This window comes from Bacillus sp. A260, assembly GCF_009861435.1.
Classification (GTDB): Bacteria; Bacillota; Bacilli; order Bacillales; family Bacillaceae_G; genus Bacillus_A; species Bacillus_A cereus.
Genome location: NZ_CP046398.1, coordinates 4,676,128 through 4,696,816 on the forward strand (window position 1 = coordinate 4,676,128; position 20,689 = coordinate 4,696,816).

Below are 20,689 nucleotides of genomic sequence, written 5' to 3' on the forward strand. Positions count from 1 at the left end.
TTTAGTTTCCCCCTACAATTTCTCTCATTTTTTCTTCAATTACATGTATGTCATCACCTTGAAGTGGACGTGGATCGATATCAAAGAACCCTTGTCTTACTCCGTAATCACGTGTGTAAATTGCAATTTCCCCGTCGCGTAATGCAGCCACAACGTCTTTTGCCGATTTATTTAACTCTTTTTCGTTAATATGAATACGTGCTCTAAAGATTGCTCTTCCAGCTTCATCTTGAACGATCGTTACATTTACACCATTTAATTCTTTTAGCGGCATAAGTACTTTTAGCAATTCTTTTTCTTGCTCGCTCTTATCTTCTTTTACTCCGTACTCATCAAGTGCTTGAAGTAAACCAAAAGTTGTTTCTTTCCCAACTTTCATGCTTCTTCCGATACAATGTAATTGCACTTTCAGCCATTCAATATACTTTCTTTTACCGCCCACAATACCAGAAGTAGGTCCTTCAATTGCCTTTGAACCGCTATAAATAGCAAGATCTGAATACTTCACATATTTTTGAATGTCTTCTTCAGCTGCTGCATCCACGATAAGCGGTACTTTATTTCGCTGCGCAACTTCCCATGCTTCTTCAACAGAAATCATATTTTTTTGCACTGCATGATGTGATTTCACATACAGAATCGCTGCTGTATTTTCACCAATTGCATCTTCAATATGCTCTGCTTTCCCTTCATTTGCATAGCCAACTTCTACAAGTTTACCGCCGCCTAAGTAAATCATCGTTTCAACAGGAGCACCGTATTGAACGTTATGACCTTTTAACATAATCACTTCGTTTTTCGCGATTACTTCTTGATGAAGTCTTTCACTTTTACGGCGATTTCCTTCTGTAACGATACCAGCGATAGAAAGCGCAATTCCGCTCGATGCTGAATTCACAACGACCGCTGCCTCTGAATCTAGAATTCTCGCAATATGGTCTCCTGCTTTATCTACTAAATCAGCAATTTCCACATAATTTTGTCCACCATGTTTCATCGCATCCATTACTGTATCTGTAGGAGCAGATACACCTAAAATACTCATTCTACCGCTCGCATTAATTACTCTTTTTAATCCGTACTTAGCATTCAATGAATGACCCATTAATTACAACCCCTTTCGTATCAATCCTTCTTTCAGCAATGCGCTGATCCCCTTCTGAATCAATTAACGTAACCTTCTCATCTTTAACCGTAAATAAAGTTAAGTTTGCAATATCTCCTTCTTGAATACGGCCAAGCTCTGGTTTCTTAAGCCACTCTGCCGCATTTTTCGTAACCGCATCAATCACTTCTTCTAGCGGATAACCTAAGTAAAGGAATTTCGAAAGAACGTGAGCCATACTATATACTGGACCGTGTATACGATTCTTTCGGTAAATATCTGTACTAATTGTATGAAAGGCAATACCGTGACGCTTCGCCGCCTCTGCTACTTTAAAAGAAAAACTAGCATTACCATGACCAACATCTAAATGTACGCCGCGATTCACTGCATCTAGTAACACAGGTAGCGGTTTTCCTTCTTCATCAAATAAATTATTTTCTTTCCCGTTTAAGTAATGTGTAATAACATCATCTTTTTCTAAAAGAGGTACAACTTCCTCAATGCGAGGAGGCGCTGAACCGATATGTACCATAATCGGTAATGATGTTTCACGGGATAAAGAGCGCGCTACATGCAGCGGTTCAATTCCACTATCACAAACGACGCTTTTACTCATTCTCGCCTTTAACCCAACGATTACATCTTTATACTTTTCTACTGCTTCTATCACTTTCTCTTTATCTATCCATTCCATATTGGATAATTCATCAATTCGTTTCAAACCGATGCGAGAAATATTTAAAAAGGCAAATAAATTTGTCTTTGCCTGTTCTCTACTTTTTACTAAATCTGCAATGCGATCAGCTCCGCAGCTACCCGCATCAACAATTGTCGTTACCCCTTGCTTAACGCCAATTTCATCCACTTCATCGCCATACGGATCAAACTCTGGAAAAGCATGAACGTGTAAATCAATCCAGCCACTCGATACGTAAGTACCAGAGCAATCAAGAACCTTTCCACCCTCACCAGCACCAGCTTTCGTCACCTGTGCGATTTTATTATTTTCAATTACAATGTCAATCTCTTCCCCGTTCACACGTTTCACATTACGTAGTACGAATCGTTCTGTCATTGTACTTCCACCCTTTTCTATAAGAAGCCATAAGAATACGCTTACATTAAAGTTTCATTTTTATATCTCTTTCACACGTTTAGCGTAACACAAAAAAAGGGAGAAGTAAATATAACGTTATAATGTTTAAGAGCAAATAAAAAGATGCTCCTCCAAAATGCTAATAGTATAGGAAATTATATCAACGATTTTTCAATTATATCTACCGTAACTCACAATATATCAACGATTCGACAAAGAATATCGATTTATCGACAAAAAACATCAATCCCTTTCTTATATATACGAAGAGGTTGCTCCAAACAGAACAACCTCTTTTTCTATTCCTGAACCGTCACAATAACCCCATCCATATTGTTCCCGGAAATTTCATACTGCTTGTTTGCTGGAACGTTCACTTTCATATTCTCAGAAACTTTATAATAAGAAACAGTATATTTCTTACCTTCGACTTCAGTTGAAATCTCTTTTTCCTCTTTTAAAAACCCTAAATATTCCTCTAGTGTGAAATTCTTTTTTTGCATAATTGCGCTATGAGGTAAGCCTACATAACGTATATGCCATGGCTCATATTGAATGCCTGTAATGTTACTTTTATTTTTCGGATAACGTAATACAAAGCCATGCTTCCATACGTTCTCTTCAATCCATTTTCCTTCAGGCGCTTTCTCCATTTTCTTTTGAGTAGACCCAATGTCCAGTGATAATCCTAAGTTATGTTCACTGTATCCTGCTGGAAGTGCATAATCAGATCCCATTTTTTCATATAGCTGTTTTTGCTCTTGGAAATCTCTATAGCCACTACTAATCAAAAAATGGTTAACACTTTCTTTTCCAGCCGCATCGACAACGTTCAAAAACTTTTTCACAACATCCTTTGATAAACGAAGATTTCTATCAAATATTACATAGCCTCTCACTAATTCACTATTATGATTTACATTTATAATATCAGACCTAATACTATCTTTTTTTACTGGGTAATCCCTGTTAACTAATAATAAATCGCCCTTATAAATTTGTTCCTTCGTAATCTCTTTCCCATCGGTGTTTGCCGCCTTTACTAGCTCATCTTTCCCGACAATTTTAACGTCGATTTCCTTTTGAAATAACGGTGATATATAAACGCCTACACATACTGTGCATACTATAAAAAAAGAAATAAATACCCACTTTTTCATTTCTAGTTCCTCCTTAACGTAACTTACGTATAGAATAGAAAAAACTATTAAAATAAAAAGTGGGGTAAAGTTTAAATTTTTATTAAATTGTTACATTCTCGTCTTTTGGCAATCGTACTTCAAATATCGTTCTAACTACATTGCTCTCAGCAGAAATTGTACCGTTATGTTGCTCGACAATATTTTTCGCAATAAATAGTCCAAGGCCTGTCCCGCCACGGTTCTCAGTTCTTGCTTTATCACCTGTATAGAACATATCAAAAAGATACGGTAAATCTTCTTCCGGGATGCTATCTCCGTAATTCATAATTTGTACGACAACTTCTCCATTATCAACATACCCATTCATATCAACAAATTGTCCATCATAGCCGTAACGAACGGCATTTGTTAACAAGTTTTCAAATACTCTAGCTAACAATTTTCCATCACCGTGCATCGGTAAATGAGGAGCCACATTCAATCTAGCTTCTAAATGATGTTTTTCTAATAACGGATACAATTCCTCCTCTAACTGTATAAGCAACTCACTTATATCAATCGGCTTTTTATCCAGCTTTAGCATGCCATAATTCATACGTGTAATTTCAAATAGCTCATCAATTAAACTTTCCAGTCTTTGCGATTTTGTATATGCAATTGTGGAGAAATGTTTAATTTGTTCTTTTGTTAAATTTTCATCTTTAAGAATTAAATCTAAATATCCTAACACGGATGTTAATGGTGTTCTTAAATCATGAGCTAAATTCACAACAAGCTGATCTTTACTACTTTCAGCAAAGTCTCCTCTTTCAACAGCTTCTTTTAACTTTTCACTTGCAACATTTATTTCACGCGCGATATTTCCAAACTCATCATTTGATGAAACTTGAACTTTATTCGTAAAGTTACCGTTCGCAAGATGATGAATCCCATTAGAAATTTCATCAAAGTATTTTAAATACGGTTTTGTCAAAAAGAAGAAAAAGATAATAGATAACGGAATAAAGAAAATTAAAAAGAAATTAATGTCTCCAAATTCCCTTACCATTGACCTAAATTGTGCTAAAGGCTCTTCGTAGCGAACCATCGTTTTATAATACAGCTGCAATCCTTTATAAATTATATAAGTTACAGTTGCTGCAAGTACCATACTTAACGCAAATAAGGCAATCATTTTAAATCGAAAACTTTTCATCATATTAGCCATTAAAAGTATAACCTACTCCCCACACTGTTTTTATTAATTTATCCTTTCTTTTATCTTCTCCAAGTTTCTTCCGCAACGTACGAATATGTACCATTACTGTATTTCCACCTTCATAATAATCGTCTGCCCATACGTGCTGAAAAATATTTTCTACATTGTACACTTTCTTCGGATGACTCGCTAATAAATATAAAATATCAAACTCTTTCGGCGTTAATTCAATTTGCTCACCATATACATCAACCGTCCTACGCTCGGGATTAATTACGACTCCGCCTATTTCTAAAGCAGATTTACTCTCCGCTACTTTCGGTTGATTTAACGTAAAAAACCTACGCAGTTGTGCATTTACACGTGCAACTAATTCAATCGGTGTGAAAGGCTTCGTCATATAATCATCCGCGCCTAGTACAAGACCTGTCACCTTATCAAAGTCCGAAGTTTTCGCGCTTAAAAAAATAATCGGCATATGATGTTTCGTGCGAATTTGACGCGTCACCTCATACCCATCCATTTTCGGCATCATAATATCTAAAATTACCAAGTCGATTGGCTGCGTTTCAATAATATGAATTGCCTCTTCTCCATCAGCTGCTTTCACGACGTGGTACCCTTCTTTTTCTAAATGTATCTCAATTAAATCAGCAATTTCTGCCTCATCATCCGCTATTAAAATTGAAATGCGCTTCATTTTACTCCCCCTTTTTCATTCCATTTTTATACGCTCGATTGTAAACTAGTCTATCCAATTTGTACAATACAAAAAGGCTACTCGTTAGAGTAACCTTGGTAAATAAAATTATATCAGCGATTTTCCAATTATATCGACCGTAACTCAAATTATATCAGCAATTATTGAAATATATCGACTTACCGACAATGAACGACAAAATCCTCTCGCTATTTGCGGGCATCCTAATGAAACTTCCATTTACCGCTCAAACACAATCCGCTGCTTCGTAATTTCTTCCAATCTTCCGCGATCTACTTCATACTCAGCATCAACGCTTTGCGGCACCATCACTTTCCCGCCCTCAAGCATCACTTCCGGCCAAATAATATCCTGCTCCCAATGTCTACTAGAAGCAGATATATCTCCTGGAATCGTAAAGTTAGGCAATGACGCAAGAGCAACATTTTGCGCTCGTGAAATCCCCATCTCTACCATACCACCGCACCAAACGGGTACGTTATGTTCCATACAATAATTATGGATTTGGATTGATTCTGTTAATCCGCCCACTCGCCCTGGTTTAATGTTCACAATTTGGCAGCTGCCAAGCGTAATCGCAACGCGTGCATCTTCTAAACTATGAATACTTTCATCTAAACAAATCGGCGTTTCAATTTTCTTTTGCAATTCCGCGTGATCAAGAAAATCGTAATCCGCTAACGGTTGTTCAATCATCATTAATTGGAATTCATCTAGTCGTTTCAGCCTCTCCGTATCCCCTAATGTATATGCTGAGTTTGCATCAGCCATTAACGGGATACCTGGGAACTCTTTACGAATCTCTTTCAATAATTCGTAATCATGCTCTGGCTTTATTTTCACTTTAAAGCGCTCGTATCCTTCTTCTGCGTACTTCTCGATTTGTTTTAACATAACTGGAATCGTATTAAGGCCAATTACAACGCCGACTTCAATTTCATGACTAGTTCCGCCAAGTACTGTCGCTAGCGATTTCTTTTGACGCTTCGCATATAAATTCCAAACAGCCCCCTCTATTCCGGCTTTTGCCATTCGGTTTCTTTTTATATGTTGAAATAGACCCGGTACCTCATTCGGATGAGAAATTTCAGCCTTTAATAAATCAGGTATTAAAAAGTCTTGCAGTACATGCAGCGCTGTCTTCACCGTTTCTTCCGTATACCACGGTTCAGAGAATGCAACGACTTCCCCAAATCCGATGTACCCGTCCTTATCCTCTAATTCAATAACGATACTCTCACGCTTTTCGTAAGTCCCGTAGCTTGCAGCAAACGGGATTACGAGTGGCATTTCCGTTATATACAGTGTCGCTTTTTTTATTTCCACCTACATCTCCTCCACTAATTGTCTTAACTCTCGTCTTAACAATTTTTTCGAAGCGTTACGTGGTAATTCCTTTAAGAAACATGCTTTCTTCGGCACTTTATATTTCGCTAACTTCTCCTCGCAAAAATGAAGAATTTCTTCTTCTGTTACCGCCCCGCTTTTCACAACAAAAGCAGCTGGTACTTGTCCCCATTTATCGTCAGCCATGCCGACAACGCCAGCTTCCGCTACTGCCGGATGGGAGAGTAACACTTCTTCAATTTGAGCTGGGTATATATTCTCTCCGCCAGAAATAATTAAATCACTGCGGCGATCTAATACGTATAAAAACCCTTCTTCGTCTAAATAACCGAGGTCGCCAGTATGAAGCCATCCGTTTTGAATAGTCTCTCGCGTCGCATCTTCACGGTTAAAGTAACCGCCTGTTACGTTCGGTCCTTTTACTACAATCTCACCTTCCGCAAATGGTGGCACTACTACGCCATCTTTTTCAATACGAAGTTGGCACTGAAATAGTGGTTTTCCAGCTGATCCTACTTTCGTTAACATGTAATCTGCGGATAACGTACAAATTTGCGAAGATGTTTCTGTCATACCGTACGTTTGATATACAGGAATTCCTTTTTCTACACATGCTTCTAATAGTGGTTTTGGCGCTGGTCCTCCGCCAAGTAATATGCATCGTAAAGAAGATGGATATGTCTCTGCCCCAAGTCGCTCTAATAAATCAGTTAACATTTTAGAAACGACAGAAATAATTGTTACTCCTCTCGTTTGAAGTGCTTTATGAATAAAATCAGCATCATATTTCGGAACAAGTAAAATACGCATGCCATACATAATGTTTTTCATTAAAAGAGATAGCCCGCCAACATGGAACATCGGCATGCAGGCTAACCAACAATCATCATCACGAAGTCCTAAATTAAGCGACGAACCGACTGCGCTTGCCCAATGATTGCCGTACGTTAAAATAACGCCTTTCGGTTTGCCTGTCGTCCCAGACGTATAAATAATTGTCATCGCTTCTTCTAAAGAAAACTCTTCTTGTATAGAGGCTTCCTCTTTTGGTCCATTCATCACTTCGGCTAATGAATAAACAGGAACATCTTTAGCATCAAAATCTTGATCCGTTACTAAACAAACAACTTCAGCATCATCCATTTGCCAAAGTAGCTCTTCTCTTGAAAGACGCGTATTTAAAAGCACAGCTACTGCACCTACATAAGATAGGGCGTGAATAACTGTAATCATCTCCATACCATTTTTCATCAGAACAGCCACCTTTTGCCCTCGCTCCACTCCAACATGCGTGAGGTGTTCACAAACAGATACTACTTTTTCATGCAGCTCCATAAAAGTAACTTTCTCTTCCTCTATTTCAATTGCAGTGCGATCTGGTGTTAAAAATGCACGTTGCATTAACCAATTTGGCATCGTCTCCATCATTCATTCTCCTTTCATGAAAGAAAGAGACTTGATATGATATCAAGTCTCTTAGTTGTTTTGTTTCCGGTTTGGTCTTATCCAGCTACAGCAGCTAGAATGCTCGGTGGCTGCTTTCGCTTTTGGTTTCATCCAGCTACAGCGGCTAGAACAGTCGGTCGTTTCACGCCTTCCTACGAGGCAAAAAGCGCCTCTACGTCAGGAGTTCCAACGCCCTCTTGTTCTAAGCAAGCCGCTTCCGCTTTTGGTTTGATCAAGGGAAACGAGGGAATTGACCGAAGTCCGGACTGCGTTTTTCTTTGAATGCGTCACGACCTTCTTTTGCTTCGTCAGTTGTGTAGTACAATAACGTTGCATCTCCAGCTAGTTGTTGAATACCAGCTAGACCGTCTGTGTCTGCGTTGAATGCAGCTTTTAGGAAACGAAGTGCCATTGGGCTGTTTGCTAAAATTTCTTGTGCCCATTGTACTGTTTCTGCTTCAAGCTCTTCTAATGGTACTACAGTGTTTACTAAGCCCATATCAAGTGCTTCTTGAGCGTTGTATTGACGGCATAGGTACCAAATTTCGCGAGCTTTCTTGTGGCCTACCATACGAGCTAAGTAACCAGCTCCGTATCCACCGTCAAAGCTTCCTACTTTAGGACCTGTTTGTCCGAATACAGCGTTGTCTGCAGCGATTGTTAAGTCACATACGATATGAAGTACGTGTCCACCACCGATTGCATAACCTGCTACCATTGCGATAACTGGTTTAGGAATTGCGCGAATTAGACGTTGTAAGTCTAATACGTTTAAACGAGGGATTTGGTCGTCACCTACATATCCACCATGACCGCGAACTTTTTGGTCGCCGCCAGAACAGAATGCACGTCCACCTTCACCTGTTAAAATGATAACGCCAACATTTGCATCATCACGAGCTTGTGCAAAAGCGTCGATTAACTCCATTACCGTTTTAGGACGGAATGCATTATGTACTTCAGGGCGGTTAATCGAAATCTTTGCGATACCATTGTATGTTGAATAAATAATATCTTCGTAATTGCCTTCTTTTACCCATTCAATAGCCATTACAACTACCTCCTTGTATATTTCTGATCTCCTCTATAAGTGTAACTTCATTCTTAACTGAAAAAAGCATCACTGCATAGTTTTTAGAAATCCCTTTACTATTGTATCAAACTTTTCCGGTTGTTCCACATGAATTGCATGGCCAGCACCATCAATTTTGACAAATTTCGCGTCAGAGATGCATTTTTCAATATTTTTTAATATACGAAAGAACTTTTCATCATACTCTCCGTTCATTAAAAGAACAGGTATTTTTAAGTTTTTCAGCTCATCCCACCATGAAGGCTGAGCCCCCGTTCCCATGCCGCGCAAGCTATTTGCAAGTCCTTTTGGATTGTTAGCAAGTCGTTCTTTTCGCACCGCTTCTTGTACGTTTTTTGCTAAACGTTTTTGCGTTTCAAAAAGCGGAATATTTTCCCACATAGATACAAAACTTTCTATGTCTTCTCGCTCAATTTTATCGGCAAGTCGATCATCTTTTTCACGACGTTCTTTTCTATCTGCTTCGTTTTCGAGCCCAGCTGTACAATTTTCTAATAAAAGAGAGTGTACATAATCTGGATATAGACATGCCATCGTAATCGCCAGTCTTCCTCCCATTGAGTAGCCAAGTATATGTGCTTTTTCAATATGAAGGTAATCTAGTAGTTCTTTCATTTGCAATGCCACATTTCGGATATCATAATGCGCAACATTTTCAGGACTCTCAGTCTTTCCGTGTCCAACAAGATCCACTACAATAACTTGAAACTGCTCACTCCATGAAAAGATAAAAGAACGCCACGTTTCCATGCTTCCCGTAAAACCATGAAGAAGTAGAAGTGGTTCCCCGCTTCCGACTACTTCATATTCATACGATACACCTTGCAGCGTTACGTTCATTTTGATTCACCTTGCAACGATGTAGTAATTACGTCCTGTGTTTTTGCCCATAACGTACGGTGCAATGTTAAGTTTTCATCACGATTCGTACAAATTTCCACAACGTGTAAACCTTCTGTCGTCGTTCCTTTTCGAACTTCTTCTCGGAATTGCTCCCAACCATTTACACGGCTAAATGAACCGCCGTACATTTTGACAACGTGCTCATAATCAAGTCCAATTGGTGTTCCAAATAATGATTCAAAATGTTCCTTTTTCTCATACTGTGGTAAGAATGAGAAAATACCCCCACCATCATTATTTACAACGACAATTGTTATATTTAATTCATGTAATTTCGCTGCTAACAGTCCATTTAAATCGTGATAAAATGATAAATCACCAATTACTAATACAAGTGGGTCGCAAATAACGCTTGCTCCTAGAGCTGTCGAAATGATTCCATCAATACCATTTACACCACGGTTTGCCATCACATGGATGTTTTTATCCGATGTGAAGAAGAATGAGTCTGTATCACGAATTGGCATACTATTGCTCGCAAATAACGTTGCGTCTTCTGGTAATACGCGCACAATATCTGTAATAACCTTTCCTTCAAATGCAGTTTCATATGTTTCCATTTCACGAAGCGTTTCCTTCGTTTTTTCGTTTATATGTTGCCACATTAGGGACCAATCATTCTTTTTCATAACTGGCATTTTTTCTATTAATGCCTTGCAGAATTCAATGTCACTTGCTTGCACAACTTCTGTCGCAACAAGAGCTGGATCTCTCCATTGTCCTGATTCATCGACAACGATATGAACTGCTTTTGTTTGTTTTTTTATGAACTGCGTTAATGATTTAGAAACAGGCATACCACCAAAGCGAATTAAAACGTCCGGTTTCCATGTTTCTTTTAACTTTTCATTTCGTAAAAATGTATCATAACAGTCAATTACCATCGTTTTATCGTGGTGTCCGCTACGAATATTAGAAAGTGGGTCTGCTAATATAGGATAGCCAGTTTTTTCAGCTAGTTGCGTTGCAAACATTGCAATTTCTGCATGACTATCATCTCCACAAATAATAAGCCCCTTTTCCATATGTGAAAGGCGCCCTACAAGAGAATCTACATATTCACTCGGCATCACCGCGTTTCCTTGCTGAACTACTCCTGTATATTCACTACGTCCTTTATCCCATAAGCTTTCTAGTGAGAAATCAGGGATAAGTGGCTCGCGAACTGGAAAATTAAGATGAACAGGACCCTGCGGCGCTAAACAAGCATTTGCTACTATACGCTGCGTCGTCATACGAGCGTAATGATACATCGCTTCACTTGCTTCTGGCAGTGCCATCTCTGTAAATTGTTTCACAAAAGTACCGTATAAATTAAATTGATTCATTGCTTGTGGTGCACCAACATCTCTTAATTCATGCGGTCTATCCGCTGTTAAGACGATAAGTGGGACCCTTGAATGAAAAGCTTCACATACAGCTGGATAATAGTTCGCTGCTGCTGTTCCTGACGTACATAATAATGCTACTGGGCGTTTTTTTGCTTTCGCAATACCGAGCGCGAAAAATCCTGCTGATCTTTCATCCACATGTAAATATGTGTTCATTCCTTCGTGTTGTTCCATTAGTAAAGCAATCGGCGTTGACCGTGAGCCTGGACTAATGACAACATCACATACATCTAGACGCGTCAGTTCATCCACGAACGCGCCTAAATAATATGATAATGCTTCTATATGATTGTTCATTTCATTAATTCCTCCAAAGCACCAAGCATCGGTCTAAACTTCAAACTTGTTTCTTCATATTCAAGCTGCGGGATTGAATCAATTACAATACCACAACCGGCAAATAAGGATGCTTTCTCGCCGTTTAATAATCCGCAGCGCAGCGCAACCGCAAATTCACCATTTCCTTCATCATCTATCCAGCCAATCGGTGCACCATACAACCCTCTGTCTAACAATTCAACATCACGGATCAGTTTCATCGCTTCCAAACGAGGTGTCCCGCCAAGAGCTGGTGTTGGATGTAATTCTTCTACCATTGTTAAAAGACTCGCATCGCCTTTTGCTTCTACAGGCGTATATAAGTGAATTAAGTTTTTCGTTGTTAATAAACCTGGGCTTTCCGGAATATTAACGTATTCGCAATGTTCATTTAGTACCGAGCGGATCATGTTAACAACATACCCATGTTCAGCTAAATTCTTTTCATCATGAAGAAGCGCATTACTATTTCGCTTACTTTCTTCTATAGAATGACCATGACCGATTGAACCCGCAAGACACATCGATGTAAATTTCTCATCTTCTTTGCGAATTAATCTCTCAGGCGTCGCTCCTAAGAAGCATGCTCCTTTATAATCAAAAGAAAATACGTAACAATCCGGTTGACCAATGCGAAGTGCTTCTAAAACAAGAGCAGAATCAATCGACTGATTCATCTCTACTTTTAGTTCCCTCGCCAATACAACCTTCTGCACGTTACCCTGCTTCATCTCATCTTGTACTTTTTCAATTGCTTTCATCCAGCCTTTCGGATCCACTTCTACTTTAGAAATAACAGTCAATTTCGATCCGTTTAGCGCACATTTACTCTCTCCCAAAATCTTCTCTTCTAAAGAAATCATTTCGTTAGAAAGAGTTTCTGCACAATCTGTTGCTGAAACAAATGTATTCATCGTTAACCATGCTTTTTCATTTTTTACAGTTAATAAAAATGCTGGTAGTGAAAATGTCGTATCTTTAAATTCTTTCCATAGGTCCGTTTTCTCTTTTTCTGGATCAAATGAAAAACCACCAAATAAAAGCGGACCCGTTCCAAATTCATATTCATCTCTTTGGACAAATGCATTCTCTTTTACTTTCTCCCACTCGTCGCGAGCGGTTTGAAAGCGCTTATGAGAAGAATTTGCTATAGTGAAAACAGAGCCAATTCCTGCAAATATTACATGCTGAGCCGGGTCTGCAAAATAACATCTATTTTCGAATGAAATCCTTTTTCCTGCTGCATAGAACAGAAGCGGATCCACCCAGTCTATTTGTTTTACAAAACTAACCAATGTTTTTTCGTTAGTTGCACGCTTGATAGCTGCAATAAGAACTTCTTGCAAGCCTTTTTGTTTCGTTTGAATCACAATTGTCTCCCCCCTATGGGCGAAAAATAGTCATAATTACGCTTGATTTTAAGATACACCTCAAACGAAAGGCCTGTCAACGTTTAGCATTTCTGAGAAATTCACCTTCTCTTCCTAGAAAATAAACGTTGACACTAAATGATGCTTTTTCTACACTTAGTTGTGTACAATATGTGACCAAAGGAGGATTCAACATGGAAATGAACGTCAAAACGAATTCCTCTCCTACGGCGCCAAAGCCAAGTAAGCAAACCGGCTGGCGCATCTGGTGGAGTTTACTACGTCCCCATACATTAACAGCAGCTTTCGTGCCTGTTTTCATCGGAACAGCATATTCGATGCAGGTCGGAGGTATAAATCAAATACATCTTCCTCTTTTCCTTATGATGCTTCTTGCTTGTCTTCTCATTCAAGCAGCAACAAACATGTTTAATGAATACTTTGATTATAAAAGAGGACTCGATCACGAAGGTTCAGTTGGTATCGGCGGCGCTATCGTTCGCGATGGCATTCAGCCAAAAACAGTGCTTAACTTAGCATTTGGATTTTTCGGCATCGCAATACTATTAGGTGTTTATATTTGTATGAATTCTAGCTGGTGGCTTGCTGCAATCGGTCTTGTTTGTATGGCTGTTGCTTACCTTTATACAGGTGGCCCACTTCCAATTGCATATACACCATTTGGAGAGTTGACAGCCGGATTATTTATGGGTGTCATTATTATTGGGATTTCATTCTTTATTCAAACTGGAACTGTAACATCAGAAGTCATTTTACTATCTATTCCAAGCTCCATTTTAATTGGTGCCATTTTACTAGCGAATAATATCCGTGACTTGGATGGCGATAAAGAAAACGGTCGTAAAACGTTAGCAATTCTCGTCGGACGTGAGCGAGCTGTTGGTGTACTTGCTTCGATGTTCATCGTTTCCTACATTTGGACAATTGCTTTAATTATCGTGGGCATCGTATCACCATGGATGCTTATCGTATTTTTAAGTGCTCCGAAAGCATTTAAAGCGACGAAAGGCTTTATCGGCAAAAGCATTCCGATGGAAATGGTACCTGCGATGATTGCAACAGCAAAAACAAATACAATCTTCGGTTTCCTAATGGGAATCGGATTATTACTTGGATACTTTCTATAAAAGGAGCTGCTTATGCGGCTCCTTTTTCATATCTAAAATTCATCTCATAATTCCTACTCTCAACGCTCATACTATGTAAAGAAACTGAATTGTAGGAAGGTGGACGACTATGTTAACTCCACAACAAGTAGGTCAATTTAAATCCATTTTAGAAAAACAAAAACAAGAACTAGAGCAAACGATACAAACTCATGAAAATACAGATCGTGCTTCTGAACGTGACTCAGTAGGAGAACTGTCTAGCTATGATAACCATCCAGCTGATATGGCTACAGAGCTATATGAACGTGAAAAAGACTTCGGGCTTATTGAACTTTGGCATAAACAGCTTGATGACACGAAACACGCCTTGCAAAAAATAGAAGCGGGTACGTACGGCATTTGCGAAGTGTCTGGCGAAGAGATTCCATTCGAAAGATTAGAAGCAATGCCGACTGCTACAACATGCGTTCAGCACGCGACAAATAAATTAAACATGGATACGCGTCCAGTTGAAGAGGAAGTGTTATCCCCTTCTTTCCACAAGCATGATGAGGACCATTCTGTTGAGTACGATGCGGAAGATGCGTGGCAAGATGTCGCAAATTACGGAACATCTGAAACGCCGTCTGATTTAGAAAGACAAGATTCAAAAAACTATAATGGCATGTATGTAAATAGTGAAGAAAACGTAGGCTACGTGGAGGATTTTGAAAACTTTATCGGTACGGATATGTACGGGAAAAACCCACAAGTTTTCGCTACAGAAGAGCATGAAGAATATGAACAAATGCTTGATGATTTTGAAGAACGTACCTTCAAAGGTGAATTATCTTCAAATGAATCTAGTTCCAAAGAATAAAAAAAAGCATTCCGAAAATCGGAATGCTTTTTATCGCTAGCTAATTAGTTTTTTGTAACGTTAGCAGCTTGTGGTCCACGGTTACCTTCAACGATTTCGAAAGAAACTTCTTGACCTTCTTCTAAAGTTTTGAATCCGTCACCTTGGATAGCTGAGAAGTGAACGAATACATCGTCTCCACCTTCAACTTCGATGAAACCGAAACCTTTTTCGCTGTTGAACCATTTAACTTTACCTGTTTGCATGTCATGTACCTCCTAAATAAAAATGAAACTATGAATCCACATGAAAAGGTGGATATAAAGGACATGAATGTATAACAAGCTTACAGCCTTTAATTCAACGTGCTTTATTTCCGTACCACATTATGTAGCTCAATAGTGATTTCACTATATCACGCTATATCCAAAACGTCAAATGAGAACACTTTCATTCCACCATTTTTTTATAATTTTAATATAATGTTGAATTTCCATATTCATATATTATCCCGCCATTTGTGGACAGCTTGATTGGCGGGAGCTGATAATCAGTTTTGGCTGGTTCCACTTTATTTGAAAATTAACAAAACTAAAGTATTCTAATCCTATTAAATTCTGTACAATATAAGTATCTATTACATACGAGGTGAAAAAAATGAGAGCACACGAAATCGAGTATAAGTTATATGGCGATGATATGCAGTTTGTTGAAATTGAGTTAGATCCAGAAGAGAGCGTGATCGCAGAAGCTGGCGCAATGATGATGATGGAAGATTACATAGAAATGGAAACAATCTTCGGTGATGGTTCTGGCCCATCTGGAGGTTTATTCGGAAAATTAATGGGCGCTGGTAAACGTCTCGTTACAGGCGAAAGTATGTTTATGACTGTATTTACAAATACAGGTCACGGCAAGCGCCACGTCTCATTTGCTGCTCCTTATCCTGGTAAAATTATTCCTGTAGATTTAACAGAGTATCAAGGAAAAGTAGTTTGTCAAAAAGATGCCTTTCTTTGTGCCGCAAAAGGTGTTTCCATCGGAATTGAATTTACGAAAAAAATAGGAACTGGTTTCTTCGGTGGTGAAGGTTTCATCATGCAGAAACTTGAAGGTGATGGCCTTGCTTTCATGCACGCAGGTGGAACTGTATATAAACGTGAATTAAAACCTGGTGAGAAACTTCGCATTGATACAGGTTGTCTCGTTGCTATGACAAAAGACATTAACTATGATGTCGAGTTCGTTGGTAAAGTAAAAACAGCTCTATTTGGCGGCGAGGGTTTATTCTTCGCAACATTAGAAGGTCCTGGAACAGTTTGGATTCAGTCCTTAACACTTAGCCGCTTAGCAGCACGCCTTACAAGCCCAGCAGCGCAAAGTACTGGCGAAGGTAGTGTATTAGGTGGACTTGGTCGTTTATTAGATGGGAAAGAGTAAACTGTGCCCTTATGTAGGCATGGCCATCAACTAATAAAATAATAAAATTAAAACACCCTTGCTTGCAGTAATGCAGTGAAAGGGTGTTTTAATTTACGTCTACAAACGAGAAAAAGCAGTTAAAATAAAGTAATAAGGTTTACTTCAGGAAAATAAGGTATATTATATTTGTTGAATAGATTCTCTTTAGAGACAAGAAAAGTAGGTGAACAAAGTGGGAAAATATCAATTGGATTCCAAAAGTCAGGTAGCTGTGGCAAAGTTCCATGAAAAACAGAAACCTGCCAAATTTGATAAAAAGCAGCAACTTGAAAAATTGCGTACGGAGTATTTGAAAAAGAAGCAAAAACAAACAGATAAATAATACGTTTTGTTTTTCAAATTTTTCTGTATATAGTGTAAACAAACATAAGAAAATAGGTAAGTTATTCATCGTTCAAATATATACAGACTATTTTTTCAAACCTCTTACTTATGCAACTAACGTATGCGTCAGTTCATTAAGAATAACTAAAAAAGTCGATTCCTTGAGATGAAAAAGAGTAAACAGTGCCCTTATCAGGCACTGTTTTATTTTGACGTTATAATTTCCTCCACTGATTTAGATAAGCGATACAAGCTATTCCCCACCTCCAAAAGAATGAATCAAGTTCCTCACTGCATATATTAAACTATACTTTTTCTTAAGGAGGGCTTCCTTAATGCGTACTCCTTTATCCTTTGATAAAGACACTGCCATACTGTTAGCTTCTTGTTGTGAGTTAACGTATGAACAATATAAACAAAATGGCATTTTCGAAATACCAGATGGTTTTCAATATGTACAAGGGTTTCAAGGAAAGGCCATTCAAACAACAGAATGGTTCGGATTTATATTAGAATCTGAGGATACAATTATTGTTGCCTTCAGAGGCACTCAAACAGACCCCGATTGGATTATTGATTCTCTCGTCAATCAAAAACCTTATCCTTATGCTTTAAATGGCGGAAATGTCCATAACGGTTTTCTCTCTATTTATGAGTCTTGTCGTGATTCTATTATGGATATGCTCGTATCATTGCCAGCACATAAAAAACTGCTAGCTACTGGGCATAGTCTAGGTGGCGCGCTTGCCACATTACACATATTAGATGCACGTATAAATACTGCCTTCGCACAGTATGGACTTTATACATTCGCTTCTCCAAAAGTAGGAGATATCGCTTTTCGAAATTATTATAAACTACAAGTAGCTAGTAGCTTTCGTTTCGTCAACTTGTTCGATGTCGTCCCACTTCTCCCTCCCCGAAACATAAATTTTAATGATCATGATTGGGAGTATGCACACGTCCATCACAACATGACATTTACAAAAAACACAAAATCCATTACAAATAATCATTCCATTACAACATACAAAACATGTCTGACTTCTCATTTTTAACCAGTAAACAATTGGAAATAAAATATTCGTATACTATAATAATGTATGAAGTTATTTTTGGATGAGGGGACCTTACATGTTAAAATTTATCTTCGCACTTTTTCTTATTGTAATTTTTACGGTTACAGGTTTCTTTACATTTTCATACTTTGCGACAGGAGAGTATGATGGGGCAGGTATCATATATACCACTGTTCCATTTCTTTCTTAAGCAAAATAAATAAAACGAGCTTAATTTTATTAAGCTCGTTTTATTTATTAATATCCATTTTTGTTGGTAAATCGATAATATATCTCCCAATATAGCAACCTCTTTAAAACTGTTTAACTGCATTACCGATACCCCAAATTTCATTACTGTACTGCAAAATCGTTCGATCGCTCGCAAAATGACCAGACTGTGCAATATTTAAAATAGACATTTCTAGCCACTTCGTTCGGTTCTCATAAGCTCTACCAACAGCTTCTTGTCTTTCAGCATACGGACCAAAATCTCGCAGAACGAAATATTCATCGTTTTGAATAACGAGAGAATCGTAAATCGCTTCAAATTCAGCTCCCGATTGTGCAAAGAAACCATTTGTTAATTGATCAACTACTTTTTTAATGTGCCTATTGTGGTGATAATAATCACTTGCACGATACCCACCATTTTGATAGTAATGAAGAACCTCTTCGGCTGTTAAACCGAAAATAAAACAGTTATCCTCACCGACCCGGTCTTTTATTTCAACGTTAGCACCGTCTAGCGTTCCGAGTGTAATCGCACCATTCATCATAAATTTCATATTACCTGTTCCCGATGCTTCTTTACTCGCCGTTGAAATTTGTTCACTTACATCCGCTGCTGGGAATATATCTTCAGCTAAAGAAACTCGATAGTTTTCTAGAAAGATAACTTTCATATATTGACTGACATACGGGTCATTATTTACTTTTCTTGCGAGTTCATTTATTAATTTAATAATTTTTTTCGCGTAATAATAGCCAGGTGATGCTTTCGCTCCAAAAATAAAAGTACGCGGATAAAATGTAAAACTAGCATCCTCTTTCAAACGGTTATACAAATATAAAATATGAAGAACATTTAATAATTGTCGTTTATAAGCATGTAATCTTTTCACTTGCACATCAAAAATAGAATTTGGATCAATGGTAATCCCCATTGTATTATGAATACGCTCCGCTAAAATCTCTTTACGCTCTTGTTTTACCTCTGCAAATTTCTCTTGGAAACTCGCATCATATTGAACTAATTGTAGCTCTTGAAGCTTAATCGGTTCTTTCTTCCACTCCGTTCCAATCGCCTCTGAAATGAGATTTGTTAACTGTGGATTTGCTTTCATAAGCCAGCGCCTATGAGCAATTCCATTCGTCTTATTATTAAACTTATCTGGATAAAATTCATAAAACAATCGCATTTCCCGCTGCTTTAATATTTCCGTATGAATTTTTGCTACACCGTTTACGCTATGGCTACCGACAATCGCTAAATGAGCCATTTTCACAAGGTCATGTGCAATAATCGCCATTGCTTCAATACGATCCCACTCATACGGATACTGTTCCCACAGTTCATGACAGAAACGTTCATTAATCTCTTCAATAATCATATAAATTCTCGGTAATAACGGTTTAAAAATGTGAATTGGCCACTTTTCGAGCGCTTCTGATAACGTCGTATGATTCGTATAAGAAATCGTCTGCGTCGTTATGTGCCAAGCTTCTTCCCATGCTAACTTTTCTTCGTCTAGTAAAATACGCATCAGTTCCGGAATTGCTAAAACCGGATGTGTATCGTTAATGTGGATCGCAATTTTTTCATGTAGTTGACGAAGGTCACCATATCTTTCTCTATGCATTCGAACAATATTTTGCAAACTTGCTGATACGAGGAAATACTGTTGTTTTAAACGAAGTATTTTTCCCTCATCATGCGTATCATCTGGATATAAAAACTCCGATACAGCCTCTGTTTCACGCTTATATTTCAAAATATCTTTGCAGTTTTGCGGGAAAGGAACTGGTTCAGCATTCCAAAGTCTAAGTGTATTTACAGTACTCGTCTCATAGCCAACTACCGGCACATCATATGGCACGGCCATAATGACTTCTGCATTTGTATGCCTAAACTCTAAACGCCCGTCAATTTCTAGCGGTTCAACACTGCCGAAATAACTTACTTCTACAGCTTGATCATGCCTTCTTACTTCCCATACGTTTTCATGAAGAAGCCACTGTTCTGGAAATTCAACTTGATAACCATCAACAATTTTCTGATCAAACAAACCATGTTTATAACGAATTCCACAGCCGTGTCCTGGCAAGTTTAAAGATGCAAGTGAATCGAGAAAACAGGCTGCTAAGCGTCCAAGCCCACCATTACCAAGGCCTGCATCTGCTTCCACTTCTTCTAACTCTTGTAACGAAATCCCTAGTTCAGATAACCCCTGCTCGCATACATCTCGAATACCTAAATTCAAGATGTTACTTCCAAGCAAACGTCCAAGCAAAAACTCAATAGACAAGTAATACATTTGCTTTTGCTCTCCGGATCGATAACTCTCGTTCGTTGCAATCCATTGACTATTCATATACTCACGTACCATATGGCCGAGTGTATTATATTGATCACGAGTTGTAGAATCTTTAAAACTTTTACCATACATCGTCTCTAACTTTTCTAGAAAAGTTGATTTAAAACTTTCAACATGAGTAAACATT

At 38.3% G+C, this 20,689-nt stretch carries 19 protein-coding genes; 6 read left to right on the forward strand and 13 right to left on the reverse strand.

Going from position 1 to position 20,689, the window contains the following annotated elements; all coding sequences use genetic code 11:
- Position 1 precedes the first annotated feature (1 nt).
- From GD442_RS23800 to GD442_RS23850, 11 genes are all read right to left on the reverse strand, one after another.
- The gene (locus tag GD442_RS23800; protein WP_086401996.1) at positions 2-1,105 is read right to left on the reverse strand and encodes a DgaE family pyridoxal phosphate-dependent ammonia lyase; all 1,104 of its coding nucleotides are present in this window, start codon (positions 1,103-1,105) and stop codon (positions 2-4) included.
- Positions 1,083-2,183 (reverse strand): amidohydrolase/deacetylase family metallohydrolase, encoded by a 1,101-nt coding sequence (locus GD442_RS23805; RefSeq protein WP_000139930.1) that lies wholly within the window; start codon positions 2,181-2,183, stop codon positions 1,083-1,085. The genes GD442_RS23800 and GD442_RS23805 overlap by 23 nt, the downstream gene beginning before the upstream one ends.
- Positions 2,184-2,503: 320 nt before the next feature.
- The gene (locus tag GD442_RS23810) at positions 2,504-3,364 is read right to left on the reverse strand and encodes a D-Ala-D-Ala carboxypeptidase VanY (RefSeq protein ID WP_000759407.1); all 861 of its coding nucleotides are present in this window, start codon (positions 3,362-3,364) and stop codon (positions 2,504-2,506) included.
- Between the two features lie 82 nt (positions 3,365-3,446).
- Positions 3,447-4,553, reverse strand: a complete 1,107-nt coding sequence (locus GD442_RS23815) for a sensor histidine kinase (RefSeq protein WP_000002598.1) — start codon at positions 4,551-4,553, stop codon at positions 3,447-3,449.
- On the reverse strand, positions 4,546-5,244 hold the full coding sequence (locus tag GD442_RS23820) for a response regulator transcription factor (protein ID WP_000822487.1): 699 nt from the start codon (positions 5,242-5,244) through the stop codon (positions 4,546-4,548). The genes GD442_RS23815 and GD442_RS23820 overlap by 8 nt, the downstream gene beginning before the upstream one ends.
- A gap of 240 nt (positions 5,245-5,484) precedes the next feature.
- Positions 5,485-6,591: an o-succinylbenzoate synthase gene (gene menC, locus GD442_RS23825; protein ID WP_086401997.1), complete on the reverse strand. Its 1,107-nt coding sequence runs from the start codon at positions 6,589-6,591 to the stop codon at positions 5,485-5,487.
- Positions 6,592-8,037: an o-succinylbenzoate--CoA ligase gene (locus GD442_RS23830; RefSeq protein WP_000449571.1), complete on the reverse strand. Its 1,446-nt coding sequence runs from the start codon at positions 8,035-8,037 to the stop codon at positions 6,592-6,594.
- Positions 8,038-8,290: 253 nt separating this feature from the next.
- The gene (gene menB / locus GD442_RS23835) at positions 8,291-9,109 is read right to left on the reverse strand and encodes a 1,4-dihydroxy-2-naphthoyl-CoA synthase (protein WP_000963881.1); all 819 of its coding nucleotides are present in this window, start codon (positions 9,107-9,109) and stop codon (positions 8,291-8,293) included.
- Positions 9,110-9,178: 69 nt separating this feature from the next.
- Positions 9,179-9,991 (reverse strand): 2-succinyl-6-hydroxy-2,4-cyclohexadiene-1-carboxylate synthase, encoded by an 813-nt coding sequence (menH, locus tag GD442_RS23840; protein WP_001103345.1) that lies wholly within the window; start codon positions 9,989-9,991, stop codon positions 9,179-9,181.
- Positions 9,988-11,742: a 2-succinyl-5-enolpyruvyl-6-hydroxy-3-cyclohexene-1-carboxylic-acid synthase gene (gene menD / locus GD442_RS23845; protein WP_001059195.1), complete on the reverse strand. Its 1,755-nt coding sequence runs from the start codon at positions 11,740-11,742 to the stop codon at positions 9,988-9,990. Before menD ends, menH begins: the two co-directional genes overlap by 4 nt.
- Entirely contained in the window at positions 11,739-13,133 is a 1,395-nt protein-coding gene (locus tag GD442_RS23850; RefSeq protein ID WP_000616739.1) for an isochorismate synthase, read from the reverse strand. The genes menD and GD442_RS23850 overlap by 4 nt, the downstream gene beginning before the upstream one ends.
- A 194-nt stretch (positions 13,134-13,327) precedes the next feature.
- Here GD442_RS23850 and GD442_RS23855 point away from each other — a divergent pair, with 194 nt between their 5' ends.
- Entirely contained in the window at positions 13,328-14,281 is a 954-nt protein-coding gene (locus tag GD442_RS23855; RefSeq protein WP_000425770.1) for a 1,4-dihydroxy-2-naphthoate polyprenyltransferase, read from the forward strand.
- Positions 14,282-14,390: 109 nt separating this feature from the next.
- Positions 14,391-15,122: a yteA family sporulation protein gene (locus GD442_RS23860; RefSeq protein ID WP_071740500.1), complete on the forward strand. Its 732-nt coding sequence runs from the start codon at positions 14,391-14,393 to the stop codon at positions 15,120-15,122.
- A 44-nt stretch (positions 15,123-15,166) separates the two neighbouring features.
- Here the strand turns inward: GD442_RS23860 and cspD are convergent, their stop codons facing one another.
- Positions 15,167-15,367 carry a cold-shock protein CspD gene (gene cspD / locus GD442_RS23865; protein WP_001193054.1) on the reverse strand — a complete coding sequence of 67 codons (201 nt, stop codon included), beginning with the start codon at positions 15,365-15,367 and terminating at the stop codon, positions 15,167-15,169.
- 391 nt (positions 15,368-15,758) lie between these two features.
- Here cspD and GD442_RS23870 point away from each other — a divergent pair, with 391 nt between their 5' ends.
- The 4 genes from GD442_RS23870 to GD442_RS28305 all read left to right on the forward strand — a co-directional run bounded on the left by GD442_RS23870 (position 15,759) and on the right by GD442_RS28305 (position 18,176).
- Positions 15,759-16,541 (forward strand): TIGR00266 family protein, encoded by a 783-nt coding sequence (locus tag GD442_RS23870; protein WP_001201257.1) that lies wholly within the window; start codon positions 15,759-15,761, stop codon positions 16,539-16,541.
- Positions 16,542-16,755: 214 nt separating this feature from the next.
- On the forward strand, positions 16,756-16,905 hold the full coding sequence (locus GD442_RS27900; RefSeq protein ID WP_000521639.1) for a hypothetical protein: 150 nt from the start codon (positions 16,756-16,758) through the stop codon (positions 16,903-16,905).
- A 337-nt stretch (positions 16,906-17,242) separates the two neighbouring features.
- Positions 17,243-17,965: a lipase family protein gene (locus GD442_RS23875; protein WP_001260111.1), complete on the forward strand. Its 723-nt coding sequence runs from the start codon at positions 17,243-17,245 to the stop codon at positions 17,963-17,965.
- Positions 17,966-18,041: 76 nt separating this feature from the next.
- On the forward strand, positions 18,042-18,176 hold the full coding sequence (locus GD442_RS28305; protein ID WP_000911075.1) for a hypothetical protein: 135 nt from the start codon (positions 18,042-18,044) through the stop codon (positions 18,174-18,176).
- A gap of 103 nt (positions 18,177-18,279) precedes the next feature.
- Here GD442_RS28305 and glgP read toward each other — a convergent pair whose 3' ends face one another.
- A complete protein-coding gene (gene glgP, locus GD442_RS23880; RefSeq protein WP_000494099.1) occupies positions 18,280-20,688 on the reverse strand; it encodes a glycogen phosphorylase in 2,409 nt (802 codons plus the stop codon).
- Position 20,689 lies beyond the last annotated feature (1 nt).